A 23,855-nucleotide genomic window follows, 5' to 3' on the forward strand; every position below is an offset into this window, starting at 1 on the left:
CCGTGCTCGCGGCGCGAAAAGCATGAGTAGGCCCCTACTCAGATGTCTCCCGCGGGTGAGGGTTCGGTACGGCTCGCGCCGCGCTCGGCCGTACGGCGGGCGGGGCGGGCCGGCCGCCGGCGGGAGGGATCAGGCCGGGGGCGGCGTCGGCGACGCGGTCGCGCAGGGGGCGGTCGCGCAGGGCGGCGAGGGCCTCGTCCACCAGGCGGCTCAGCGGGTAGGGCAGCTCGGCGTCCAGGTCGGCGGCGGCGCGCGAGGTGGCCTCCCACTCGGCGCGCAGGACGGGGACGACCCGCTCGGCCTCCGGGGTGAGGCGGACGATGCGCTGCCGGGCGTCCTCGCCCGGGGTGAGGACGGCCAGGCCGTCGCGGGCCATCTGGGCGACCGTCTGGCTGACCGCCGAGTGGGTGACCCCGATCGCGGCCGCCAGGTCGCGGATGGCGCGGGGGCCGGCGTCGGCCAGGTGCAGCACGACCGGGACGTACCGCAGGCGGAAGCCGTCGAGGCCCAGGTCGGTGTACACGGCCGCGAGGTCGGCCTCCATGAGGTCGAGCAGGTGCCGCAGCCGGGTGCCCAGCGGCCCGGGGCCGCGTGCGATGAAGTCCACGGGGCTAATGTAACAGCGCTAATACAACAGCGCTGTTACGATCATGCCCGTCCATGCCCCGGCCACGGCCGCGCCGTATCTCCGCCGTATCTCCGCCGCGTCTTCACGACGCATCTCCGCCGTATCCTCACGAAGGGATCCCGACATGTCCGAGCCCTATCCCCCGATCGAGCCGTACGACCACGGCATGCTCGACGTCGGGGACGGAAACCTCATCTACTGGGAGGTCTGCGGCAACCCGGACGGCAAACCGGCGCTCGTCGTGCACGGCGGGCCCGGCGGCGGCTGCACCCCGGGCATGCGGCGCTGGTTCGACCCCGCGCGCTACCGGGTCATCCTGTTCGACCAGCGCGGCTGCGGCCGGAGCCGGCCGCACGCGAGCGACCCGGCCGCGGACATGAGCGTGAACACCACCGGCCACCTGCTGGCCGACATGGAACGGCTCCGCGAGCACCTCGGCGTCGAGCGCTGGCTGCTGTACGGCGGGTCGTGGGGCTCGACGCTGATCCTGGCGTACGCCGAGCGGCACCCCGGCCGCGTCACCGAGATCGTGATCCCGAGCGTGACCACGACCCGGCGGTCGGAGATCGACTGGCTCTACCGGGGGGTCGGCCGGTTCTTCCCCGAGCAGTGGGAGCGGTTCCGCCTGGGCGCGCCCGAGGGCGAGCGCGACGACCTGGTGCCCGCGTACGCGCGCCTGATGGAGGACCCCGACGCCGCCGTCCGGCACAGGGCCGCGGCCGACTGGCTGGCCTGGGAGGACGCGGTGGTCTCGGCGGAGCCCAACGGCGCCCCCGGCGTCTACACGAACCGGTTGGAGCCGGACCGGCTGGCCTTCGTGCGCGTCTGCGCGCACTACTTCGCCCACGGGGCCTGGCTGGAGGAGGGGGCGCTGCTGCGCGAGGCGGGCAGGCTCGCCGGGATCCCGGGGGTGCTGCTCCACGGGCGGCTGGACCTGAGCAGCCCGCTCGACACGGCCTGGCACCTGTCCCGTGCCTGGCCGGACGCGCGCCTGGTCGTGGTGGAGGACGCGGGGCACACCGGGAGCGCCACGATGCGCCGGGAGGTGCTGGCCGCGCTGGACGGCTTCGCCGGCCGCTGACGGGGCCGCCACGACTTTCCTGTGAGGAAAGTCCATGCTACTTTCCTCACAGGAAAGTACTCTGACGACCAGGGACGGCCCATGAACCACCTCGACGCGCAGTCATCCCTCGACGACATCCGCCGATTGCAGGAGCGCACCCGCGAGGAGCACCTGCGCCACGGCTTCCGCTGGCCGTACCTCCTGGCGGTCCCGCTGGCGCTGTTCCTGGCCCTGGGGTCCACCGACCTCGGCCGCCCGTGGAGCACCCTCCTGCCCGGGGCCGGGCTGGCGCTGAGCGTGGCCCTGGCGACGATGAACGAGCGCCGCGCCTCCGTCCGCCGCCGCCTGACCACCGCGGAGTTCCTCTTCCATACCGGGACCGTCCTGGCGGCCGTGGTGCTGTTCGGCGTCCTCCGCGTCGCCGCCTGGGTGGTGTTCGGCCTGCCCGACGAGGGCGCGCTCTCGCAGGGCGTGGTCGCCGCGGCCGGCGCCGCCCTGGCCTACGCCGCGGCGACGCCGCTGATCCGGCGGGGCGCCCGGGCGATCATGCGGCGGCAGGGCGAAGCGGCCTGATGGACGCGCTGTTCGACGAGTTCCTGCACGTGCCGGCGCGCCTGTCGGTCGTGGCGCTGCTGGCCCCGGCCGACTGGGTGGAGTTCGGCTTCCTGCGCGACACGATCGGCACCAGCGACTCCGCCCTGTCCAAGCAGGTCACCGCGCTCTGCGGGGCCGGATACACCGAGGTCCGCAAGGACCAGGACAGGCGGGCCCGCCGCACCTTCGTACGGCTCACGCCCGACGGCCGCCGCGCGTTCCGCCGCCACGCCGCCGCGCTGGAGCGCATCGTCGCCGCCGCCGCGCAGTCCCCGCCCGGGACCGTCCCCGGCTCCCCGGAGGGGACCGCCACCGCCTAGGTCCGGACGACCACCTGGCCGGGCCGCCCCAGGCGCGGCGGCGTCACCGAGGGCACATCTCCTCCGGGCCGACGGGGCCTCCCGGGGAACGCCGCGCCACCGCCCGGCCCCCGGCTCGGCGCGGCGGCAGGCCGTACCGGGCGCGGAGCGGCCCGGCGGCGCGGGGCCCTCACCTGCCGCGCCTCCGCTCAGGGGAGTGGGAGCCGCCGCGAGCGCCCGAGTGGCGTGCGGAGGCGGGGTCAGGAGGCCGGGCGCGGGGCCCAGCGCTCGGTGAACAGGCGCGGGCTCGGGGGGTCGCCGGGCAGGGGCCGGGCGGGACCGGGCCGGAGGCCGTCGAGGGCGATGGCCAGCAGCCGGGCGCGGGCGGCGGAGGCGGCCTCGGCGAGGTCGTCGCGGCCCTGGGCGCGGACCTGGTCGACCAGAGGCGAGGCGCCGTACTGCTCGATCAGCAGGGAGATGTCGACGGCCGTGACGTCGGGGCGCAGGACTCCGGCGTCGCGGGCGCGGGCCACCAGGGCGTCCAGCAGGCCGTCGCCGCGGGCCGCGGCGGCGCGCATCTCCTCGGTGACCTCGATGGTCCCGGCGATCGGGGCCAGCGTGCCCTGGCCGAACTCCACGCAGTCGGCGATGAACCCCGCCAGCCCCGACCACGGGTCGGGGTCGGCCAGGCCCCGCTCGGCGGCCTGGTTCCAGCGTTCCATCGACAGCGCCGACAGCCGCTGGAACAGCTCCTCCTTGGTGCGGTACCGGCGGTAGAGGCTGCCGATGCCGACCCCGGCGCGGGCGGCGATCGCGGCGACCGAGGCGTGGGCGCCGTCGGCGGCGAGCACCTCGCGCGCGGCGCGCAGGAGGGCCTGGTCGTTGCGTTCGGCCTCGGCGTGGCGCGGGCCGCGCCTGCGGGGTTGGGTCATGGCGTCATGGTAACGCCTCCGGAGCGTTCCGCTCCGCTATGACCCGGGCGGGCGGATGCCGTTCTCCAGGGTCCGCACGACGGCGGCGTAGACGCCGTGCCGCGAGATCAGCCCCCGGTCCACCTGCTCGACGCCGGTGTAGACGACCGCCCAGACGATCTGCTGGATCCACTCGGGGTCCAGCCCGGGGTCGAACACCCCCTCGGCCTGCCCGCGCCTGATCAGCTCCAGCCCGGCCTGCGGCGGCGGCTCCGGGCAGTCGTCGGAGACCGCGGGTTCGTACGCGGCCAGCAGGTTCGGGTCGCCCCACAGGAACATCAGCCGGTCGCCGTTCTCCAGCATCGCCGCGACGAGCCGGCGCATCGCCTCCCGCGGGGGCCCCTGGTCCAGTGCCGCGTCCTGGACCGAGCGCTCGATCGCCGCCAGCGAGTCCTCGATGACCGCCGCCACCAGCTCGTCCCGGTCCGGGAAGTACCGGTGCAGCGTGCTGCGGCCCACCCCGGCGGCGTCGGCGATCTGCGCGAGCGTGGCGGAACGGTCGCGCGCGAGCACGGAGGCGGCCGCGGCCAGGATCGCCCGCCGCGTGCGCCCGCGCACCCCCGAATCGTTGGTCCCCATGTCCGAGAAGTGTATCGGCATCTCCCAGAGTAAGAGTTACCAATCCTTTTTTGACACATCCATGTCCCATTTTGATAGCTTGGAGTCCTTCAACCCCCACACGAAGGAGCGGAGCGTGAGATCGTTCGCGATCGAGGCCGAGGGCTTGCGCAAGAGGTACGGCGACACGCACGCGCTGGCCGGGTTCGACCTGGCGGTGCGGGAGGGCACGGTGTGCGGGCTGCTCGGGCCGAACGGCGCGGGCAAGACCACGGCGGTGCGCGTCCTGACCACGCTGCTGCGCGCCGACGGCGGCCTGGCCCGCGTGGCCGGGTTCGACGTGGCGCGCGAGGCCGCCTCGGTCCGCCGGCGGATCGGGCTGGCCGGGCAGCACCCCACGGTGGACGACGTACTCACCGGGCGGGAGAACCTGGTGCGGTGGGCGCGGCTCTACCGGCTGGGCCCGCGCGATGCCCGCCGCAGGGCCGACGAGCTGCTGGAGCGGTTCGGGCTGGTGGAGGCCGCCGCAAAGCGGGCCAAGCACTACTCCGGAGGCATGCGCCGCCGCCTGGACCTGGCCGCCGCCCTCATCCTCGCGCCGGGCGTGCTGTTCCTGGACGAGCCCACGACCGGGCTGGACCCGCGCAGCCGGTCCGAGGTGTGGTCGGCCGTGCGCGACCTGGTGGCCGGCGGCACGACGGTGCTGCTGACCACGCAGTACCTGGAGGAGGCCGACCGCCTGGCCCATCAGATCGCGGTGCTGGACCACGGCCGGGTGATCGCCGACGACACGCCCGACCGGCTCAAGGCCCGGCTCGGCGGCGCCCGGATCGAGGTCGTCCTGAGCGAGGGCGCCGACCTGGCGGCCGCCGGGAGCGTGGTCGCCCGCGTCTCCTCCGGCCCCGCCGAGACCGACGCCGCCGCCCGCCGGATCACCGCGCCGGTGCGCGACGCGGCCGAGGCGATCGCCGAGACCGCGCGGGCGCTGCGCGAGCACGGGGTCGCCGCCGAGGAGCTGGCGGCGCGCCGCCCCACGCTCGACGAGGTGTTCCTGACGCTGACCGGGCGCCCCGCCGTACCGGACGGGCCACCCGACGGGCCACCGGACGCGCCGGACGCGCCGCCCGGTACGGCGGGGCGGGCGCGGAGCGGGCGGCCGGGGAACGACGGGCGGGACGTGACGGCGAGCGCGGACGGAGGGGCGGCGGCATGACGGCGACGACGATCTCGAAGGCCCCGGAGTCCTCGCCGGGCCGGGCCGGGCGGCTGCGGCACGCGGTCGCCGACGCGTGGGTGCTGACCGGGTGGGAGCTGCTGCACTGGCGGCGCAACCCCGGGGCCGTGCTCGGCGCCGTCGCGTTCCCGCTGATCATGGCGGTGATGTTCGGGTTCGTCTTCGGCAGCGCGATGAACGTGCCCGGCGGCGGCGACTACCGCGAGTTCCTGATGCCCGGCATGTTCGGGCAGACGATGGCGATGGGCGTGGTCACCACCGTGTCGGTGATGGCGATCAGCGCGACACGCGGGCTCACCGACCGGTACCGCTCGATGCCGATGTCGGCCCTGGGGCCGGTGGCGGGGCGGGCGTGCGCCGACATGGTGAGCTCGGCGATCGAGCTGACGCTCATGATGGCGTGCGGGCTGCTGATCGGCTGGCGCGTGCACAACGGGCCGGGTCCCGCGCTGGCGGCGGCGGGCCTGCTGCTGCTCCTGCGGTTCTCGCTGATCTGGGTGGGCGTCTGGCTGGGCCTGCGGCTCTCGCCGGAGGCGGCCACGACGGCGTGGATGCCGATGTTCCCGCTCACGATGCTGGCCAGCACCTTCGTCTCGCCCGCCCAGCTGCCCGCGCCGCTGCGGGTGATCGCGGAGTGGAATCCGCTGTCGGCGACGGTGACCGCGTGCCGGGAGCTGTTCGGCAACCCGGGCTCGCCCGGCGGCTCGTGGCCGGCCGCGCACGCCCTGGAGCTGGCGCTGGCCTGGCCGCTGCTGATCACCGCGATCTTCCTGCCGCTGGCCGTACGGCGGTACCGCCGCCTCGACCGCTGAGGCCGGGGCGCGCGGAGGGCGTGGCGGCGCCGGCCGCGCGGACCCGGGGGCGGGGCACGCCGTACGCCCCCGGGTCCGCCGTCTCCCCGGGACCAGCTATAAACATGGCCTTATATAAGCGTGAGGTGATAGCTTGTCCTCGTGCACGCGTTCGATGTGCTCGGTGACCCCGTGCGCCGCCGGATCCTGGAGCTGCTCGCCGAGGGCGAGATGACCTCCGGGGCGGTGTGCGCGGTGATCCGGGAGGAGTTCGGGATCTCGCAGCCGGCCGTGTCGCAGCACCTGAAGGTGCTGCGCGAGGCGGGCTTCGCGACGGTGCGGCCCGAGGGTGCGCGCCGGCTGTATCGGGTAGGCGCGGATCCACTGCGTGAGATCGACGCGTGGCTGGACCGGTTCCGCCGTTTCTGGACGCCCCATCTGGACGCGCTGGGCACCGAGCTGGCCCGGGGGCGGCGGGAGCGCCGCCTGCGCGAATCCGAGGAGAGAGGCGAACCGTCATGATCGACGTCACCCACCAGATCAACGCCGTCACCCGCGCGGTGGGCACGCGCGAGCTGCCCGCCGGCGCCGCGCGCGTCATCACCGTGTCCCAGACCTACGACGCCCCGGTGGAGGACGTCTGGGACGCCTGCACCAACGCCGAGCGCATCCCGCGCTGGTTCCTGCCCGTCTCCGGCGACCTGCGGCTGGGCGGGCACTACCAGCTCGAAGGCAACGCCGGCGGCAAGATCGAGCAGTGCGACCCGCCGCGGAGCTTCGCCGCGACCTGGGAGTACGGCGGCTCCATGAGCTGGATCGAGGTACGGCTCACGCCCGCCCCCGGCGGCGGCACCCGCTTCGAGCTGGAGCACATCGCGCACGTGGACGACGACCAGTGGGCCGAGTTCGGCCCCGGCGCGGTCGGCATCGGCTGGGACGGCGCGTTCCTGGGCCTGGCCCAGCACATGTCCGGCGCCCCGGCCCTGGTCCCGGCCGACGCCGCCGAGTGGGCGATGTCGGAGGAGGGGCTGCGCTTCACCACGCTCAGCAGCGAACGCTGGCGCGACGCGAGCGTGGCGGCCGGCACGCCGGAGGCCGAGGCGCGGGCCGCCTGCGACCGCGTCACCGCCGCCTACACCACTCCCCCGGCCTGACCCGGCCTGATCCGGCCTCATCCGGCCTCATCCGGCCCGGCCCGGACGGCACTCGGTCCGCGCCGGTCATCGCCGGCGCGCGGGGCGGGGTCAGTCCACGTCGACGTGGTCGAGGAAGCGCAGGAGGCGGGACAGGACGCGGACGCAGGCGTCCAGGTCGCCGGGGGTGAGGTCGCCGGCGGCCTGGGCCAGGAGGGCGCGTTCCCTGCGGGCCAGGGCGGTGACGGCGGCGTCGCCCCGATCGGTGAGGCGGATCAGGGACGAGCGTTTGTGGGCGGGGTTGGGGACGGCCTCGACCAGGCCGGAGGCGGCGGCGTCGTTGACCATGCGCTGCACGAACTGGCGGCTCAGGGCCTGGGACCGGCCCATCTGGGGGACGGTCATGGGGCCGTTCGCGCGGAGCATCGTGAGCACGGCGCGCACCCCCACCGACAGCCCCTCGGCGGGGGCGTCCTGCTCCACCTTGCGGTGCGCCCGCCGGTACAGCGGCCCCACCAGGTCGAACACCTCGGCGAGCCGGTCGGCCAGGTCCGGGTCCGGGGGGCGCCCGCCGTTCTCTCTCACGCCGTTCTCTCTCACGCCGCTGTCTGCCACATCCTCGATTATGACACCTGGGTTGTCATTTCGCCGCGAGAATGACACCTTGGTTGTCATGAGTGATCTGTTCTGGGTGGACAAGGGCGCCGGGCGCCCCCTCGTCCTGTTGCACGGCGGCTTCCTCGACCATGGGATGTGGGACGACCAGATCCCGGTGTTCTCGCGGGAGTACCGCGTGATCGCCCCCGACGCGCGCGGCCACGGCCGCTCCCCCAACGCCACCGGCCCGTTCCGGCCCGCCGACGACGTCGCCGCGCTGCTGCGCCACCTGGGCACCGGCCCAGCCGTGCTGGCCGGCGTCTCGATGGGCGCGGCCGTCGCGGTGGACACCGCCCTGGAGCATCCCGAGCTGGTGAGCGCCGTGGTGGTGAGCGGCGCCGGGACGAGCGAGCCGTACTTCACCGACCCCTGGACGCTGAAGGCGTTCGCCGGCTGGCACGCGGCGATGGCCGCCGGCGACCTGGACGCGTCGGTGGAGGGGTTCATGGCCTTCGCCGCGGGGCCGTACCGCGCGGTGGACGACCTCGACCCGGCCGTGGCGAGCCGGCTGCGGCGCATGGCCCGGGGCACGATGGCCAAGCACGCCGCCGGCGAGCCCGACCACCTGGTCCCGGTCCGCGACACCTGGGAGCGGGCGGCCGGGATCGAGGTGCCCGTCCTGGCCGTGCACGGGTCCGCCGACTCCCCCGACCACATCGAGATGGCCGAGCGCCTGGTGGCGACGGTCCGCGACGGCCGCTCGGTCACCATCGACGGCGCCGCCCACCACCCCACCGTGGAGCGCCCCGACGCCTACAACCGCGTCCTCGCCGACTTCCTCCGCGCCCTCTGACCCCCGCCGCCCCGGGCCGCGCTCACCGCGCCGCCGCCCCGGCGTCCCGCTCGCCCGGGACCGGCACGGCGTGCGCGGCGGAGGCGCGGCGGGGCCGGGCCAGGACCGCGGCGACCGCGGCGATCACGGCCGGGACCAGCAGGTACGCGCCGCAGGCGGCGGTGGTGGCGAGCGCGAACGCGAGCCCCGCGACAGCCGTACGGCGGCCGCGGACCGGGGGCAGGAGCCGGACGGCCGCGGCGACGCCCACGGTGGTGACGGCGGCCAGGCAGGCGGCGGTGACGCGCATCAGGGTGTCCAGGTCCAGGCCGAGCGGGATCAGGGCGGCGATGAGCACGGCCAGCACGGCCAGGCTCCGGTGCGGCACCAGCCCGGGCCCGCCGCCGCGGGCCAGCGGCGCGGGGAACGCCCCGTCGCGGGCGAGGGCGGCGCCCAGGCGCGAGCCCCCGGCCAGGTAGGCGTTGACCGCGCCCACGCTGAGCAGGACGGCGGCCACGGCCGTCACCGGGCCGGCGAGCGGGCCCAGGGCGTACCCGAGCAGCAGGGTCATCGGCACCGGCGAGACGGCGGCGCGCTCGCCCAGCGCCCCGGCGGTGACGAAGGAGAGCCCCAGGTAGAGCACGGCGACGACGGACACGGCCAGGACCGTGGCGCGCGGCAGGTCGCGGCGGGGCCGGGCGAAGTCGGCCGACAGGTGGCTGGCGGCCTCCCACCCGGCGAATCCGTAGAACAGCACGCCGACGGCCGAGGCGACCCCGGCCCAGCCGTGCGGCGCGAACGGCTCGAAGGACCCGGCCCGTACGGCGGGCAGCGCGGCGGCGACCGCGCCCACGAGCAGGACGGCCAGCAGGCCCGCGAGCAGCAGTTGCGCCGGGCCCGAGACCCGCAGCCCGGCGTGGTTGAGGCCGAAGGAGATCGCCAGCAGCGCCACCGCCACCGGCGTGACCGCCCCGGCGGGCAGCCCGAGCCCGTCGGCGACGTACCGGGCGCCGCCGATCGCGGCGCCCAGGACGCCGGCCGGGACGGCCAGGTAGAACCACCACCCGGTGATCGCCGAGACCCGGGGCCCGAAGGCGCGGGCGGCGAACGTGGCGACACCGCCGCCGTCGGGGTACCGGGCGCCGAGCGCGGCGAACGTGAGCGCCACGGGCGCACCCGCCGCCAGGAGCCCGGCCCAGGCGAGCACGGCCGCCGGGCCCGCCGCCAGCGCGGCCAGATGCGGCAGCACGAGCACCCCCGGCCCCAGGACCGCCCCGAGCAGGAGCGCCGTCCCCTGCGCGGGCCCCAGCCGATGTCCGTCGTCCACGTTCGTCCTCCTTCGACACGGTTGCCGGTAGAGGGAGGAACCTAGTCAGACGAGCGTCCGAAAACATGTCCGGCCGAACGTTCGGCCGGAAGCAGTGCCAGAATGCCGGTCATGGACGAACTAGATTCGGAGATTGTCCGGCTTCTCCAGGCGGATGCGCGCCAGTCCAACCGCGAGCTCGCCCGCAAGCTCGGCGTCGCCCCCTCCACCTGCCTGGAGCGGGTGCGCGCCCTGACCCGGCGCGGCGTCATCCGCGGCTATCACGCGGCGATCGACCCCGCCGCGCTCAACCGGGGCGTGCAGGCGATGGTCTCGGTCCAGGTGCGGCCGCTCAGCCGTACGGTGATCGACACCTTCCAGGACTCGGTGAGCCGGCTGCCCGAGGTGGTCAGCGTGTTCGTCCTGGCCGGCGGCGACGACTTCCTCCTGCACGTGGCGGTCCAGGACCTGGACCACCTGCACGCCTTCCTCCTGGACCGGCTCAGCAAGCGCCGCGAGATCACCGGCTTCCGCACCTCGGTGATCTTCCAGCAGGTCCAGAACCCCATCCTGTCCCGCCTGCCGGACCCGGCCCCCTGACCGCCGCGGTACGGCGGCGCGCCCGCCTCTCCCGGGAGGGGCGGGGCGGGCGCGCGGCCGTACCGGAAAGGGCGGGCGGGTCAGTGGGAGGCGGCGGACAGGTCGAGCGTGCGGGGGGTGAGGAACCAGACGGCCGCGGCGGCCGCCAGCATGAGCGCGCCCCCCGCCAGGCCCGTGAGCGCCAGGGAGTCGGTGAAGGCGGCCTGGGCGCGGGCGGCCAGGGCGGGCACCGGCAGTTCGAGCGCCCCGGCCAGGGACTCGCGGGCCGAGCCGGCGGCGGCGCCGGTGACCCCCAGGGCGGCCAGGGTCCCCAGCGGGAGGGCGGCCCGGTAGACGGCGGCGGCCAGGCTGCCCAGGATCGCCACGCCCAGGGCGCCGCCCAGTTCGTAGCCGGTCTCCTCGATGGCGGCGGCGCTGCCGGCCTTCTCCGGCGGGGCGCCGGCCATGATGGCGGCCGAGGCGATGGACAGCGAGCCCATGCCAAGGCCGATCAGCGCCAGGGAGGCCACGACCACCGGGTACTCCAGCGGCGCCGCGGCGAGGACCAGGAAGCCGCCCGCGGTCACGGCCAGGCCGCCGGCCAGGACGGTGCGCGCGCCGATCCGGGCCGCCAGCGCCGGGGCGAGCGGGGAGGCGACGACGGCGGCCAGCGCCAGCGGGAGCAGGCGCAGGCCCGTCTCCAGCGGGCCGTACCCCTTGACGAGCTGCATCCACTGCGCCATGAGCAGCATCACCCCGGCCATGGCCAGCTCGGTGATCAGCGCGGTGACCGCGCCGGCGGTGAAGGAGGGCGTGCGGAACAGGCGCAGCTCCAGCAGCGGCTCCGGCCGCCGCAGGCAGCGCGCGGCGAACCAGCCGAGCGCGGCCGCGGCCACGGCGAGGGCGGCCAGTGCGGCCGGGTCGGTGACGCCGTGCTTGCCGACCTGCTTGATCGCGAAGATGAGGGCGGTCATGCCCGCCATGGACAGCAGCGCGGCCAGGAGGTCCAGGCGGCCGGGGCGCGGGTTGCGCGACTCGGGCAGCAGGACCAGCCCGGCGGCGATCGCCACGGCCATGACCGGCACGTTGACCAGGAACGCGGCGTGCCAGGAGAAGTGTTCCAGCAGCAGCCCGCCCAGGATCGGGCCGAGCGCGCCGCCGACGGCCGCCATGGCCGCCCAGACGCCCAGCGCGGTCGCGCGCTCGCGGCCGTCGGGGAACAGGGTGCGGATCAGCGACAGCGTGGACGGCATGATCATCGCGCCGCCGACGCCGAGCAGGGCGCGCAGCGCGATCACCTCGCCCGGGGAGTCCGCCCAGACGACGGCGGCCGAGGCGGCCCCGAAGACCGCGAACCCGGTGAGCAGCATGCGGCGGCGGCCCCACCGGTCGGCCAGGGCGCTCACGGTGACGAGCAGGCCGGCCACGACCAGCGCGTACACGTCGACCATCCACAGCAGGGAGACCGAGTCCGGGCGCAGCTCGGCCGCGATCGCGGGCAGCGCCACGTTGAGGATGGTGATGTCCATGACGACGAGCAGCAGGCTCGCCGACAGCACGGCCAGCCCCAGCCAGCGGCGCGGGTGCGGCGGCGTGATCGCGGGGCGGTTCTCGGTGAGGGTCATGCCCGCGCCCCCGTCCCGGTCAGGAAGGTCTCGACGAGCAGGCGGGTGACGTCGCGCCGGGCCACGTCGCCCCAGCGCAGGCTGTCGCGCACCCCGATGAGCAGCCCGTACACGGCGTTGGACACCCACCGCACCGGCATGTCGTCGCGCAGCACGCCGGCCCGCTGCGCCGCGCCGTACAGGGCCAGCTCCCGCGCCTCCAGCCGCTCGAAGCGCGCCACCAGCTCCGGATCGCTCTCCAGCCCGTGCTCGGTCAGCGCGTAGCCGTACTCGTGCGCCACGTCGGCCAGGGTCGCCAGCAGGTCACGCAGGGTGGCCTCGATGCGCGCCGGGTCGCCGGAGGCGGCGGCCTCGTCGACGCCGGCCTCGTCGAGCGCGCGCTCCCAGCGCTCCTGCGCCAGGCGCCCGATCGCCACCGTCAGCTCCTGCCGCCCGGCGAAGTGCCGGTGCAGGGTCGCCCGGCTCACCCCCGCCGCCTCGGCCAGCGCGGCCATCGAGGCGTTCGGCTCCTCGTTCAGCCTGCGCAGCGCGGCCGTGACGATCTGCTCCCGCGATGTCATCGCTACATCCTCGTATCATCTGCGACATTGATGTCTCACATGATACGAACGTGTCGCGCCTGGGATTGTTCCCGGGATACTCGTCCTTGAGCGGACGGAGGGTGAGATGGGCGATGTGCTCGCCGCCGACGGGGCGGGGAACCTGCTGACCGCGTTCCACACCGGGGCGGAGGAGGCGCGTTTCGGGGACGGGGCCCTGCGGCTGGCGCTGGCGGCGGTGTGGGACGAGGCGGAGCGGCTGCTGCTGGTCTTCAACCGGGGGCGGCGGTGCTGGGAGCTGCCCGGCGGTCAGATCGACCCGGGCGAGACGCCGCGCCAGGCGGCCGTCAGGGAACTGCGGGAGGAGAGCGGCCTGCATGTCCCCGGCCTGGTGTTCGCCGGGCACGCGCGGTTCGTCCTCGGCCCGCGGCGGCACGTGGAGTACGGCGCGCTCTACACCGGGCGCGCCCGGGCGCACGGGGGCTTCACGCCCACCGAGGAGATCGGCGCGATCTGCTGGTGGGACGGCGAGCGGCCCCTGGCCGGCCCCCTCCAGCCGCTGGACGCCTACCTGGGGGAGCTGACCAGGCCCGCGCGCCCGCGCTGAGCCCGTACGGCGGGCCTTCGCCCGGCGGGCCTCCGCAGGGAGTCCGGGCACCGTGGCCCGGCGCGGCGGTCAGGCGGCGAGCGTCCTGAGGGTGAAGTCGATCGCCTCGGCGAGGCGGCGGGGGTCGTGACCGGCGCGTTCGCGCACGCGCAGGCCGAGGACGGCGGTGAAGAGCAGTTCCACGGCGCCGTCGACGTCGAGCGCGGCGGGCAGGTCGCCGTCGGCGACGCCGCGGCGCAGCAGCGAGGCCAGGGTCCGGCGGGTGACCTCGAACGCGGCCTCGGTCCGCTCCTGGACCCCGGGGTCGGCGGCGCCGAGCTCGGTGGCGGTGTTGACCACGAGGCAGCCCCGGCCGGGCTCGTGGCCGACCATCCACAGCAGCCACTCCCGCAGGACCCGAAGGCTCGGGCCGGGGGCGTTCAGCAGTTCTTCGGCCTGCGCGGACTCGGTCGCCCGGTAGTGGTCGAGGGCGCGCAGGAACAGGGCGCGCTTGTCGCCGAAGGTGCGGTAGAGGCTGCTCTGCCGGAGCCCGAGCCCGGCGCCGAGGTCGCGGACGGACGTGGCGTGGTAGCCCCGGCACCAGAACAGGTCGGTCGCCTTGGCGACCACGTCGTGCTCGTCGAACTCCCTGGGCCTGGCCATGGCCGTCATCCTACCAAGATTGTGGAGCGATCGCTCCCGTATTAGGGTGTGCCGTCATACGGGAGCGATCGCTCCCAAATTGGGATGGGATCACAGTGAGGAAGACAGACATGACGGCAACGACCTCCACCGGCGCGGCCGGCCTGGACGTGCCCGCGAGGAGCCGCTGGTTCGCGGTGTCGGCCGTGGCCCTGGGCACGTTTCTCCTGGTGACCGCCGAGCAACTGCCCATCGGGCTGCTCACCCCTGTCGGGGCGGCGCTGGCGGTGTCCGAGGGCGCGGCGGGGCTGATGGTCACCGTCCCCAGCGTCGTGGCCGCCGTCGCGGCGCCGGTGGTGCCCCTGCTGGTCGGCCGGCTCGACCGGCGGATCCTGCTGGTCGCCCTGATGGCGCTCATGACGCTCGCCAACCTGGCCTCGGCCCTGGCCCCGGACTACGGGCTGCTGATCGCCGCCCGCGTGCTGGTCGGCGTGGCGATCGGCGGCTTCTGGGCGATCGCCGGAGGGCTGGCGGTCCGGCTCGTCCCCGCCCCGCTCGTGCCCCGGGCCACCGCGATCATCTTCGGCGGCGTCGGGGCCGCCAACGTCTTCGGCGTGCCCCTCGGCTCGCTGATCGGCGGGCTGGCGGACTGGCGGGTCGCGTTCGGCGCGCTGAGCGTCCTGGCGCTGGGCGTGCTGATCGCCCTGCTGGCCGTACTGCCGCCGCTGACCGCCGCCCGGCCCGTGGGCCTGCGCCGGCTGGCCGGGCAGTTCCGGAACCCGGGGGTCCGGGCGGGGATCGTGGCGACCTTCCTGATCGTGACCGGTCACTTCGCGGCCTACACCTTCATCGGCCCGGTGCTGCGGGACCTGTCCGGCGTCGACGCCCGGCTCGTCGGGCCGCTGCTGTTCGGGTTCGGCGCCGCGGCGGTCGCGGGCAACTTCATCGCCGGCGCCGCGGTGGCCCGGCGGCTCCACCGGACGGTCCTGGCCATCGCGGCGGCCCTCGGCGCGACCGTGCTGCTCTTCCCCCTTTCGGGGGTGACCGTCGCGGGCGGGGTCGCGCTGCTGCTGGTGTGGGGCCTGGTGTACGGAGGCGTCTCCACGAGCCTGCAGACCTGGATGATCAGGTCCGCGCCGGACGCGGTCGAGGAGGCCTCCGCCCTGTGGGTGGCGGTGTTCAACCTCGCGATCGGGCTCGGCGCGCTGGCCGGCGGCACGATCGTCGACGCCCTGCCGCTCCGGGGCGTCCTGTGGCTGGCGGGCGTCCTCGTCCTGCTCGCCGGTGCCGCCGTGTGGACCGCCCGCCGCGACGAGCGCCTGCGGTGACCCGCGCCGGGCGGCACGCCCTCCGGGCGTGAATCGGCCGGCGGCGCGGGCTGCCCCCGGGCGGCGGTCCGGGCGCAGAATGGGGCCATGATCGACGGTCGGGCCGACGCCCGCTTCGAGGCGGTGCGGGCGGCCTTCGCGGAGAACTTCGCCGGGCGCGGGGAGACGGGGGCCGCCGTGTGCGCCTTCGTCGGCGGGCGCGTGGTCGCCGACCTGTGGGGCGGCGCCGCGCGGCCCGGGCTGCCGTGGGGGCCGGACACGCTGGTCAACGTGTTCTCGGTGGGCAAGGGGCTGACGGCGCTGGTGGCGGCGCGGCTGGCCGGGGACGGCCGGCTCGACCCGGACGCGCCCGTGACGCGGTACTGGCCGGAGTTCGGCGCGGCGGGCAAGGAGGCGGTGACCGTGCGGCACCTGCTGTCCCACCGCGCCGGGCTGCCCGCCGTACGGCGCCGCCTGCCGCCGGGGGCGATGCTGGACTGGAGCGCGATGACCTCGGCGCTGGCCGGGCAGGAGCCGTGGTGGGAGCCGGGCACGGCGCACGGTTACCACGTCAACACCTTCGGCTTCCTGGTCGGGGAGGTCATCCGGCGGGCGACCGGCCGTACCGTCGGGACGCTGCTGCGCGAGGAGGTCTGCGGGCCGCTGGGGGCCGACGCCTTCATCGGGCTGCCGGCCGCCGAGCACGGCCGGGTGGCCGACTTCGCCTGGCCCGGCCCGCCCCCGCCCGAGGACGACCCCGCCGGCCTGGACGGGGACCGGCTGATGGAGTACAACGCCTACTTCAACCCGGGCGGCCTGTCCGGCGCCGGGGTGATCAACTCCGCGTCCTGGCGTACGGCGGAGCTGCCCTCGACCAACGCGCACGCCAGCGCGCGCGGCGTGGCCCGCGTCTACGCGGCGCTGGCGGCCGGCGGCGGCCTGGACGGCGTGCGGGTGGTCGGCGCGCGGGCCCTGGCCGAGGCCACCGCCGAGCGGTCCGCGGGCCGGGACCGGGTCCTGCGCCGGCCGTCGCGGTTCGGCTCCGGCTTCCAGCTCACCCAGCCCGAGCGGCCCCTCGGCCCCAACCTGGGCGCCTTCGGCCACTACGGCGCGGGCGGCTCGCTCGGGTTCTGCGACCCGGCCGCGGGCGTGGCCTTCGGCTACGTCACGAACCAGCTCGGCCCGCGCTGGCAGAACCCGCGCAACCGCGCCCTGGTCGAGGCCCTGTACGCCTGCCTGTGACCCCGCCGCCGACCCGATCGGAGCGTCATGATCGAGCCCCTGCGCGTCAGGCCGCTGAGGTGGATCGACGGGCTGGCCGCGCCCGGCCCGGACGGGCCGATCCTGGTGACCGGCCGCGACGGCCGCGACCGGGAGCGGTCGGCCGTCGCGGCGGTGGACCTGTCGGGGCGGGTCCGGTGGCGGCGGGAGTTGCCGGGCGGTCCCCGGCCGCCCCGGGTGGACCGGGAGGGCACGGTGTGGGTCCACCGCCGTGGCCGGCGGGGCCCGGAGCTGCGCGGGCTGGATCCGGCGGGCGGGGCCGCCGCCCGGGTCCGGCCCGAGCACGAGACCGGGGAGCGGCTGGCCGCGTTCGTGGTCATGCCGGACGGGTTCTGCGCGATCTGGCTGCCGCGCGGGCCCGCGGCCCGGGCGGCGCGGGTGGCCCGGCACGGCGCGGACGGCGCGGCGCGGTGGTCGGCCCCGCTCGTGCCCGGCCCGCTGTCGTACCCGGGCGTCGGGGAGACGAGCCGGGAAAGCGGCTGGCGGAGGCGGCCGGCCCCGCCCTGGGAGGCCGCCGCGGTCGAGGTGGGTCTGGCCGCGCCGCTCCTGGTGTCGGGGGACCGGGTCGCGGCGGCGCTGTGGGACGCCGGGAGCGGGATCGGGGTGACGTTCTTCCTCGACGCGGCGACGGGGCGGCCGACGGGCGCGACCGAGCCGGCCCCGGCCGGGCTGAACGCGGTCGCCGGTCCGGGCCGCTTCCTCGTCGGCTCGCAGGGGTACGGGGCGTTCTCCACGGCGCTGCACGACGGGTCGGGGGTGCCGGTGCGGGCGTGGCCGTCGCACGTCATGCCGCTGGTGGGCCGCGACGGCGGGATCCGCGGCCCGGAGTCCGAGGACGGGCAGGGGGCCCGGTTCGCCGTGCTGGAGCCCGGCGGCGCCGTACGGCGGGGCCCGGCGCTCGCGGGTCACGGCACGGCCGATCCGGCGCTGGACCGGGACGGGACGGCGGTGCTGTGGCGGGCGGGGCGGCTGCTGGCCGTCTCCGCCGAGCTGGAGGCGCGCGAGCTCCACGCGGGGGCCGGAGAGGAGGAGGCCGTGGCGCGCCGGATCCTGCTGCTCGCCGAGGGGCGGGTCGCGCTCGCACTCGGCGGCGAGCTGCTCATCTTCCCCGGCACGGGGCTGGGCCCGCTGGACACCGGCCCGTGGCCCTGCGCCGACGGCGGCCTGCGCGGCAACCCGGTCGCCTGTCTCTGAAGGGGGCCTTCCGCGTCAAGCGCCCCCGGCGCGAGACGCGGACCGGGGCGCGAAGGACGGCGAAGGACCGGGAGGCCGCGCCGCCGTACGGGCGGAGCCGGGCGCGCGGCGAGGAGCGGTGGTAGGCTGATTGATTGCCATCAAATCTAGAAACCACTACCTCCGACTGTAAGGAGTATAGCAAAGGGATGAGCAGACGTCAATCCGCGGACCCCCGGCGGGACGCCATCGCCGAGGAACAGCCCTACGTCAGCCGCCTGTACTCCCGGCTGGACGAGGTGCGGGCGCGCACGGCCCAGGCGCTGCGCGACGCGCTCGGCCGCGACGGCGGGCGCACCCCGCAGGCCCTGGTCGAACGGGAGGCCGCCGCCGACGAGCACGCCCGGGCGATGGCCCGGCTCGACGCGGTGGAGGACGGGCTGTGCTTCGGGCGCGTGGACCGCGTGGACGGGCAGACCCTGTACATCGGGCGGGTGGGGCTGCGCGACGCCGCCCACGAGCCGCTGCTGATCGACTGGCGGGCCCCGGCCGCCCGGCCGTTCTACCGGGCCACGCCCGGCGACCCGGACGGGCTGGCGCGGCGGCGGCACCTGCACCTGCGGGCGCGGCGGGTGGTCGGGGTCGAGGACGAGGTGTTCGACCTGGACGGCCTGCCGGAGCGGGCGCACGCCACCCTGGTCGGGGAGGCGGCCCTGCTGGCGGCGCTGCGGCGGGCGCGGACCGGCCGGATGGGCGACATCGTGGCCACGATCCAGGCCGAGCAGGACCGGGTGATCCGCTCCCGGCTGCAGGGCGTGCTGGTCGTGCAGGGCGGCCCGGGCACCGGCAAGACGGTGGCGGCGCTGCACCGCGCGGCCTACCTGCTCTACACCCACCGCGACACGCTGGCCCGGCGCGGCGTCCTGGTGGTGGGCCCGAACGCGACCTTCCTGCGGTACATCGCGCACGTGCTCCCCTCCCTCGGCGAGACGGACGTGGTGCTGGCGACCCCGGGCGAGCTGTTCCCCGGGGTGCGCGCCACCGCCGGGGACACCCCGGAGGCGGCCGTGGTCAAGGGCGGCCTGAGCGCGTGCGGCCTGCTGCGCGCGGCGGTCGCCGACCGGCAGCGGGTCCCGGACGGGGACCTGGAGGTGGTGGCCGACGAGCTGCCGCTGCGGGTGCCGCACGCGGTGTGCCGGGAGGCGCGCGACCGGGCCCGGGCGCTGGGCGTCCCCCACAACGCCGCGCGCACGCCGTACCTGAACCTGATGCTGACCGCGCTGGCCGAGGCGGAGGCGGCGCTGCTGGACCGGCCGATGGACGCCGAGGACCGCAGGTACGCCCGCAAGGCGCTGTGGGCCGACCCGGCGGTGCGCGCGGCGCTGGACGCGCTGTGGCCGGAGCTGACGCCGCGGCGGCTGCTGCGCGAGCTGTTCGCCGACCCCGCCGCGCTCGATCGCGCCGCCGCCGCGGCCGGCCTGCCCGTGCCGGCCACGGGGGAGGCGCTGCTGCGGCCCGCGGGCGCGCCGTGGACGGTGGGGGACGTGCCGCTGCTGGACGAGGCCGCCGAGCTGCTGGGCGTGGACCCGGCCCCGCTGCGCGCGGCCGAGGAGCGGGCCGAGCGGGACCGGCGCGCGCGGGAGGCGTACGCCGCCGGGGTGCTGATGGTCACCGGGCAGTGGGAGGAGGAGACGGTGGACGTGGCCGGGCTGGCCGAGCGCCATCGGGACCCGGGCCCGCACCGGACGACCGCCGAGCGGGCCGCCGCCGACCGGGAGTGGGCCTACGGGCACGTGATCGTGGACGAGGCGCAGGAGCTGTCGGCGATGGCCTGGCGGATGATCATGCGCCGCGTGCCCACCCGCTCGATGACCGTCGTCGGCGACCTGGCCCAGACCGGCTCCCCCGCCGGCGTCGGCTCCTGGGCCGAGGCGCTCGGGCCGTACGTCGGGGACCGCTGGCGCGAGGAGCGGCTGACCGTCAACTACCGCACCCCGGCCGAGATCATGGAGCCGGCCGCCGACGTCCTGCGCGCCGTCGCGCCCGGCCAGGAGCCGCCGGAGTCGGTACGGCACGGCGGCCACCGGCCCCGCGCGGCCCGGATGGGCCCGGACGGGCTGCCCTGCCTGGTGGACCGGGAGCTGCACGCCGTCGGCGCGGGCCGGCTGGCGGTGATCGCCAGCCGCGCGTGGCTGCCCGCCGCGTGCCGGGCGCTGCCCCGGGCCGCGGCCGCCGGGCTCGACGACCCGGTCGTCCTGCTGACGGCCACCGCCGCCAAGGGCCTGGAGTTCGACGCGGTGATCGTCGCCGACCCGGCCGGGATCCTGGCCGAGTCGCCCGCCGGCGGCCGCGACCTGTACGTCGCGCTGACGCGCGCCACCCGCCGCCTCACCGTGGTCCACGACGGGGACCTGCCGCCGGTCCTGTCGCGGCTGTCCCCGTCCCCGGCGTGAGCGCGGCCGTGCGGCGTGGGCGGCCTGCCGTGCGGCGTGGGCGCGGGCCGTACACCATGATCGATTGAAGGGAGGATCCGGGCGATCGGCGTGATCTAGGGTGCTAGCGTGCACGTTCCGTCGGCCCTGGTGACGATCGCGCGCGTCCTGGGGCGTCCCTGGCCCTTCGACGCGACGGTGGTGCTCGCCGCCCCGGTGCTGGTGATCCTGGCCGTCATGGCCGCCCGGGGCGAGACGGCCTCCGCGCCGAGCGCCCTGCTCCACGTGGCGGGGGCCCTGTGCCTGGTGGCGCGGCGCGCCAGGCCGGTGCTGACCGCCGGGCTGCTGACCGCGGTGGACACCGTGGGGATCGCCTTCGCGCTGATGGCGCCGCTGAGCCTGCCCGCGGTCGTCGCCTACTACGGCCTGGGCCGCTACGCCTCCGGCCGTGTCACGCTGGCCGCCGGGGCCGCGGTCTTCGCCGTCCACGCGGCGGCCGGGGAGGTGTTCCTGCCGGCGCGGGCGGGCTGGGTGGCCTCGCTGTTCGCCGTCGCCGTGCCCGTGGGCGCCGGCCAGCTCGTACGGCTGCGCGCCGAGCTGGCCGAGCGGGGCCGGCGGGAGGCGGCCGAGGCGGCGGTGCGGGCCGAGCGGCGGCGGATCGCGCGCGAGCTGCACGACGTGGTCGCCCACCACATCACCGGGATCAACGCGCTGGTCGGCGGCGCGCGATCGACCCTGCCGCCGGGTCAGGAGGCGGCCAGGTCCGCGCTGGAGAGCGCCGAGCGCACCGCGCGGCAGGCGATGGCGGAGATGCGCCGCCTGCTGGACGTGCTGCGGGACGACGCCGCCGAGGGGCCGGACGCCGCGACGGGGGTGAGCGCGGCGCGCCTGCCCTCGCTGGTCGAGCAGGCCCGGGCCGCGGGCCTGCCGGCCCGCCTGTCGGTGACCGGCGAGCCGGTGGAGCTGCCCGCCGCCGTGGACCACGCGGTCTACCGGATCGTGCAGGAGGCGCTGACCAACACGCGCAAGCACGCCGCCGGCGCCCGGGCGCGCGTCCGGCTGGCGTACGAGCCGGACGCGGTGGAGGTCGAGGTCATCGACGACGGCCCGGCGGCCGGGCCCGCCCCGCCGGGGTTCGGGCTCGCCGGCATGGCCGAGCGGGTCGCGTTGTGCGGCGGGCGGCTGGCCACGGGGCCGCGCCCGGACGGCGGTTTCCGGGTGCACGCCCGCATCCCCCTGGAGAGGTCATGATCACGGTTCTGCTCGCGGACGACCACGCCCTGGTGCGCAGGGGCTTCACGCTGATGCTGGACGCCCAGCCGGACCTGCGGGTGGTCGGGGAGGCCGCCGACGGCGCCGAGGCGGTGGAGCTGTGCCGGCGGCTGCGGCCGGACGTGGTGCTGATGGACCTGCACATGCCCGGCCTGGACGGGGTGCGTGCCACCGAGGTGATCACCGCCGAGCTGCCGGAGGTGCGGGTGCTGGCGCTGAGCACCTTCGACCTGGACGAGAACGTGGTGGCGGCGCTGCGGGCGGGCGCGGGCGGGTTCCTGCCCAAGGACGTCTCCCCCGAGGAGCTGATCGAGGGGGTGCGCGTGGTGCACCGGGGGGAGGCGGCGGTCGCGCCCCGGCTGCTGACCCGGCTCATCGGCACGTTCGTGCGCGCCGGGCGGCCCGCCCCGGCCGCCTCCGGGGCGGCGGGGCTGGACGGGCTGACGTCCCGGGAGCGGGAGATCCTGGTGCTGATCGCGCGGGGCCGCTCGAACCCGGAGATCGCCGCCGAGCTGTCGGTGTCGGCCTCGACGGTGAAGAACCACGTGACGAGCCTGTTCGCCAAGATCGGCGTGCGGGACCGGGCGCAGGCGGTGATCGTGGCCTACGAGGCCGCCCTGGTCCGCCCCGGAGAGTAGGACCGGGCTCCCAGGACCCCGCCGCCCGGACGGTTCGCGGGCAGGATGTGCCCGGGCGCGGGCGGCGGGAGGCTGGGATCATGACCGCGATCCGAGCAACGAACCTGTGCAAACGCTATGGCCGGACCCTGGCGGTGGCCGATCTGTCGTTCGACGTCGAGCCGGGCCGGGTGACCGGCTTCCTGGGCCCGAACGGGGCCGGGAAGTCCACGACGATGCGCATGATCCTCGGGCTGGACCGGCCCTCCGGCGGCTCGGCGCTCGTGGCCGGCCGGCCGTACGCCGAGCTGCGGCACCCGCTGCGCACGGTCGGGGCGCTGCTGGACGCCAAGGCGGTGCACGGCGGGCGCAGCGCGCGCGACCACCTGCTGGCGATCGCCCAGAGCAACGGGATCCCGGCGAGCCGGGTGGCCGAGGTGCTGGAGACCGTCGGCCTGCGGGAGGTGGCCCGGCGCCGCGCCGGGGGCTTCTCGCTGGGGATGTCGCAGCGGCTGGGCATCGCCGCCGCGCTGCTCGGCGACCCGGAGATCCTGATCTTCGACGAGCCGGTGAACGGCCTGGACCCCGACGGCATCCTGTGGATCCGCACGCTGATCCGCCGGCTGGCCGCCGAGGGGCGCGCGGTGTTCGTCTCCAGCCACCTGATGAGCGAGATGGCCCAGACCGCCGACCACCTGATCGTGATCGGGCGGGGGCGGCTCATCGCCGACACGAGCGTGGAGGAGTTCATCGGCCGCAGCTCCCAGGGGTACGTCCGGGTGCGCTCGCCCCGGCTGGCCGAGGTGGCCGAGCTGGTCCAGGTGGGCGACCTGCACCCCGACCACCTGCGCGTGACCGCGATGAGCCCGCTGGAGATCGGCGCGCTGACCGCCCGGGCCGGGATCCCGCTGGAGGAGCTGACGTTCGTGCGGCCCTCGCTGGAGGCGGCCTACATGGAGCTGACCAAGGACAGTCTGGAGTTCACCTCATGATCGACATTCTCCGGTCCGAATGGACCAAGATCCGCTCGGTGCGCTCGACGGTGTGGACCCTGGCCGTCACCGCCCTGCTGATGGTCGGCGTGGCCGTCCTGCTCGCGGCGGCCTACAAGGGCTCGGGTGACGACCCGGCGCCCGTCCGGGAGGCGCTCATGATGAGCCTGGCCGGCGCCCAGCTCGCCGCGCTGTCCATGGCCACGCTGGGCGTCCTGGTGATCTCCGGGGAGTACCGCACCGGCGGCATCCGCACCTCGCTGCTGGCCGTGCCCCGGCGGATGCGCCTGCTCACCGCCAAGATCGTGGTGTTCCTCGCGGTGTCCCTGGTGGTCTGCGCGCTCGCCTCGGCCGGCGCGGCCGCCGCCGGGCTGGCGATCCTGCGGCCCCCGTCGGCGGAGGCGGGCGAGGCGGTCCGCGCGGTGCTGGGCGTCACGCTCTACCTGACGGCCTGCGGGCTGTTCGGGCTGGGCCTGGGCACGCTGGTCCGGCACACGGCCGGGGCGCTGGTGTCGGCCATCGCGCTCATCCTGGTCCTGCCCACGCTGGCCACCCAGCTCCCCGGGGACTGGGGCCGGGCGGTGGCCGACCACTTCACCACCAACGCCGGCCGGCTGATCGTGTCGGGCCAGGACAACGGCGCCCTGGGGCCGTGGAGCGGCTTCGCGGTGTACCTCGCCTGGATCGCCGCCGCCCTGGTCGCCGGGGCCGTCCTGATGCACCGCCGCGACGCCTGACCCGCTCCCCCGTGGTACGGCTCCCGCCCGCGCGGGAGCCGTACCACGGGCCCGGGGCGTCCGGCGG

26 protein-coding genes are annotated in these 23,855 nt (G+C 76.3%); 18 read left to right on the forward strand and 8 right to left on the reverse strand.

Annotated elements, in window-relative coordinates; genetic code table 11:
* Positions 1 to 34: 34 nt before the first annotated feature.
* Positions 35 to 607, reverse strand: a complete 573-nt coding sequence (locus D5H75_RS25260) for a MarR family winged helix-turn-helix transcriptional regulator (protein WP_202638490.1) — start codon at positions 605 to 607, stop codon at positions 35 to 37.
* Positions 608 to 752: 145 nt separating this feature from the next.
* On the opposite strand from D5H75_RS25260, the gene pip reads away from it, so the two are divergent.
* The 3 genes from pip (at position 753) to D5H75_RS25275 (ending at position 2,605) form a co-directional block, all read left to right on the forward strand.
* The gene (pip, locus tag D5H75_RS25265) at positions 753 to 1,709 is read left to right on the forward strand and encodes a prolyl aminopeptidase (protein ID WP_119929020.1); all 957 of its coding nucleotides are present in this window, start codon (positions 753 to 755) and stop codon (positions 1,707 to 1,709) included.
* Between the two features lie 81 nt (positions 1,710 to 1,790).
* Positions 1,791 to 2,264, forward strand: coding sequence for a hypothetical protein (locus tag D5H75_RS25270; protein WP_119929021.1), 474 nt, complete (start codon positions 1,791 to 1,793; stop codon positions 2,262 to 2,264).
* On the forward strand, positions 2,264 to 2,605 hold the full coding sequence (locus D5H75_RS25275; RefSeq protein WP_119929022.1) for a transcriptional regulator: 342 nt from the start codon (positions 2,264 to 2,266) through the stop codon (positions 2,603 to 2,605). The genes D5H75_RS25270 and D5H75_RS25275 overlap by 1 nt, the downstream gene beginning before the upstream one ends.
* A 239-nt stretch (positions 2,606 to 2,844) precedes the next feature.
* On the opposite strand, the gene D5H75_RS25280 is transcribed toward D5H75_RS25275, so the two are convergent.
* Together D5H75_RS25280 and D5H75_RS25285 are read right to left on the reverse strand one after the other, a co-directional pair.
* Positions 2,845 to 3,516 (reverse strand): TetR/AcrR family transcriptional regulator, encoded by a 672-nt coding sequence (locus D5H75_RS25280; protein WP_119929023.1) that lies wholly within the window; start codon positions 3,514 to 3,516, stop codon positions 2,845 to 2,847.
* Positions 3,517 to 3,552: 36 nt separating this feature from the next.
* Positions 3,553 to 4,134 carry a TetR/AcrR family transcriptional regulator gene (locus D5H75_RS25285; RefSeq protein WP_119929164.1) on the reverse strand — a complete coding sequence of 194 codons (582 nt, stop codon included), beginning with the start codon at positions 4,132 to 4,134 and terminating at the stop codon, positions 3,553 to 3,555.
* A 115-nt stretch (positions 4,135 to 4,249) separates the two neighbouring features.
* Here D5H75_RS25285 and D5H75_RS25290 point away from each other — a divergent pair, with 115 nt between their 5' ends.
* From D5H75_RS25290 to D5H75_RS25305, 4 genes are all read left to right on the forward strand, one after another.
* Positions 4,250 to 5,326, forward strand: coding sequence for an ATP-binding cassette domain-containing protein (locus tag D5H75_RS25290; protein ID WP_242454502.1), 1,077 nt, complete (start codon positions 4,250 to 4,252; stop codon positions 5,324 to 5,326).
* The gene (locus D5H75_RS25295) at positions 5,323 to 6,159 is read left to right on the forward strand and encodes an ABC transporter permease (RefSeq protein WP_119929025.1); all 837 of its coding nucleotides are present in this window, start codon (positions 5,323 to 5,325) and stop codon (positions 6,157 to 6,159) included. Before D5H75_RS25290 ends, D5H75_RS25295 begins: the two co-directional genes overlap by 4 nt.
* A gap of 141 nt (positions 6,160 to 6,300) precedes the next feature.
* Positions 6,301 to 6,660 (forward strand): ArsR/SmtB family transcription factor, encoded by a 360-nt coding sequence (locus D5H75_RS25300; protein WP_119929026.1) that lies wholly within the window; start codon positions 6,301 to 6,303, stop codon positions 6,658 to 6,660.
* Positions 6,657 to 7,292, forward strand: coding sequence for an SRPBCC family protein (locus tag D5H75_RS25305; protein WP_119929027.1), 636 nt, complete (start codon positions 6,657 to 6,659; stop codon positions 7,290 to 7,292). The genes D5H75_RS25300 and D5H75_RS25305 overlap by 4 nt, the downstream gene beginning before the upstream one ends.
* 90 nt (positions 7,293 to 7,382) lie before the next feature.
* Here D5H75_RS25305 and D5H75_RS25310 read toward each other — a convergent pair whose 3' ends face one another.
* Complete coding sequence (locus tag D5H75_RS25310) at positions 7,383 to 7,856, reverse strand: MarR family winged helix-turn-helix transcriptional regulator (protein WP_242454503.1); 474 nt, start codon at positions 7,854 to 7,856, stop codon at positions 7,383 to 7,385.
* 88 nt (positions 7,857 to 7,944) lie between these two features.
* Here D5H75_RS25310 and D5H75_RS25315 point away from each other — a divergent pair, with 88 nt between their 5' ends.
* Positions 7,945 to 8,721: an alpha/beta fold hydrolase gene (locus D5H75_RS25315; protein ID WP_119929029.1), complete on the forward strand. Its 777-nt coding sequence runs from the start codon at positions 7,945 to 7,947 to the stop codon at positions 8,719 to 8,721.
* Positions 8,722 to 8,743: 22 nt separating this feature from the next.
* Here the strand turns inward: D5H75_RS25315 and D5H75_RS25320 are convergent, their stop codons facing one another.
* Positions 8,744 to 10,027 (reverse strand): APC family permease, encoded by a 1,284-nt coding sequence (locus D5H75_RS25320; protein ID WP_119929030.1) that lies wholly within the window; start codon positions 10,025 to 10,027, stop codon positions 8,744 to 8,746.
* 111 nt (positions 10,028 to 10,138) lie between these two features.
* Here D5H75_RS25320 and D5H75_RS25325 point away from each other — a divergent pair, with 111 nt between their 5' ends.
* Positions 10,139 to 10,606: an Lrp/AsnC family transcriptional regulator gene (locus D5H75_RS25325; protein ID WP_119929165.1), complete on the forward strand. Its 468-nt coding sequence runs from the start codon at positions 10,139 to 10,141 to the stop codon at positions 10,604 to 10,606.
* Positions 10,607 to 10,686: 80 nt separating this feature from the next.
* Here D5H75_RS25325 and D5H75_RS25330 read toward each other — a convergent pair whose 3' ends face one another.
* Together D5H75_RS25330 and D5H75_RS25335 are read right to left on the reverse strand one after the other, a co-directional pair.
* Positions 10,687 to 12,210, reverse strand: a complete 1,524-nt coding sequence (locus tag D5H75_RS25330; RefSeq protein WP_119929031.1) for an MFS transporter — start codon at positions 12,208 to 12,210, stop codon at positions 10,687 to 10,689.
* A complete protein-coding gene (locus D5H75_RS25335; RefSeq protein ID WP_119929032.1) occupies positions 12,207 to 12,770 on the reverse strand; it encodes a TetR/AcrR family transcriptional regulator in 564 nt (187 codons plus the stop codon). Before D5H75_RS25335 ends, D5H75_RS25330 begins: the two co-directional genes overlap by 4 nt.
* A gap of 106 nt (positions 12,771 to 12,876) precedes the next feature.
* Here D5H75_RS25335 and D5H75_RS25340 point away from each other — a divergent pair, with 106 nt between their 5' ends.
* Positions 12,877 to 13,356 carry an NUDIX hydrolase gene (locus D5H75_RS25340; protein ID WP_119929033.1) on the forward strand — a complete coding sequence of 160 codons (480 nt, stop codon included), beginning with the start codon at positions 12,877 to 12,879 and terminating at the stop codon, positions 13,354 to 13,356.
* A 69-nt stretch (positions 13,357 to 13,425) separates the two neighbouring features.
* On the opposite strand, the gene D5H75_RS25345 is transcribed toward D5H75_RS25340, so the two are convergent.
* Positions 13,426 to 13,998: a TetR/AcrR family transcriptional regulator gene (locus tag D5H75_RS25345; RefSeq protein ID WP_119929034.1), complete on the reverse strand. Its 573-nt coding sequence runs from the start codon at positions 13,996 to 13,998 to the stop codon at positions 13,426 to 13,428.
* A gap of 110 nt (positions 13,999 to 14,108) precedes the next feature.
* On the opposite strand from D5H75_RS25345, the gene D5H75_RS25350 reads away from it, so the two are divergent.
* From D5H75_RS25350 to D5H75_RS25385, 8 genes are all read left to right on the forward strand, one after another.
* Positions 14,109 to 15,305 carry an MFS transporter gene (locus tag D5H75_RS25350; RefSeq protein ID WP_119929035.1) on the forward strand — a complete coding sequence of 399 codons (1,197 nt, stop codon included), beginning with the start codon at positions 14,109 to 14,111 and terminating at the stop codon, positions 15,303 to 15,305.
* Between the two features lie 87 nt (positions 15,306 to 15,392).
* Complete coding sequence (locus D5H75_RS25355) at positions 15,393 to 16,526, forward strand: serine hydrolase domain-containing protein (protein ID WP_119929036.1); 1,134 nt, start codon at positions 15,393 to 15,395, stop codon at positions 16,524 to 16,526.
* A 27-nt stretch (positions 16,527 to 16,553) separates the two neighbouring features.
* The gene (locus tag D5H75_RS25360) at positions 16,554 to 17,759 is read left to right on the forward strand and encodes a hypothetical protein (protein ID WP_119929037.1); all 1,206 of its coding nucleotides are present in this window, start codon (positions 16,554 to 16,556) and stop codon (positions 17,757 to 17,759) included.
* 188 nt (positions 17,760 to 17,947) lie between these two features.
* Complete coding sequence (locus tag D5H75_RS25365) at positions 17,948 to 20,191, forward strand: HelD family protein (protein WP_119929038.1); 2,244 nt, start codon at positions 17,948 to 17,950, stop codon at positions 20,189 to 20,191.
* A 108-nt stretch (positions 20,192 to 20,299) separates the two neighbouring features.
* Positions 20,300 to 21,421, forward strand: a complete 1,122-nt coding sequence (locus D5H75_RS25370) for a sensor histidine kinase (protein WP_119929039.1) — start codon at positions 20,300 to 20,302, stop codon at positions 21,419 to 21,421.
* Positions 21,418 to 22,080, forward strand: a complete 663-nt coding sequence (locus D5H75_RS25375; RefSeq protein WP_119929040.1) for a response regulator — start codon at positions 21,418 to 21,420, stop codon at positions 22,078 to 22,080. Before D5H75_RS25370 ends, D5H75_RS25375 begins: the two co-directional genes overlap by 4 nt.
* Before the next feature lie 80 nt (positions 22,081 to 22,160).
* Entirely contained in the window at positions 22,161 to 23,051 is an 891-nt protein-coding gene (locus D5H75_RS25380) for an ABC transporter ATP-binding protein (protein WP_119929041.1), read from the forward strand.
* The gene (locus tag D5H75_RS25385; protein ID WP_119929042.1) at positions 23,048 to 23,788 is read left to right on the forward strand and encodes an ABC transporter permease; all 741 of its coding nucleotides are present in this window, start codon (positions 23,048 to 23,050) and stop codon (positions 23,786 to 23,788) included. The genes D5H75_RS25380 and D5H75_RS25385 overlap by 4 nt, the downstream gene beginning before the upstream one ends.
* Positions 23,789 to 23,855: the final 67 nt, after the last annotated feature.

The organism is Bailinhaonella thermotolerans (assembly GCF_003594875.1).
Lineage (GTDB): Bacteria > Actinomycetota > Actinomycetes > Streptosporangiales > Streptosporangiaceae > Bailinhaonella > Bailinhaonella thermotolerans.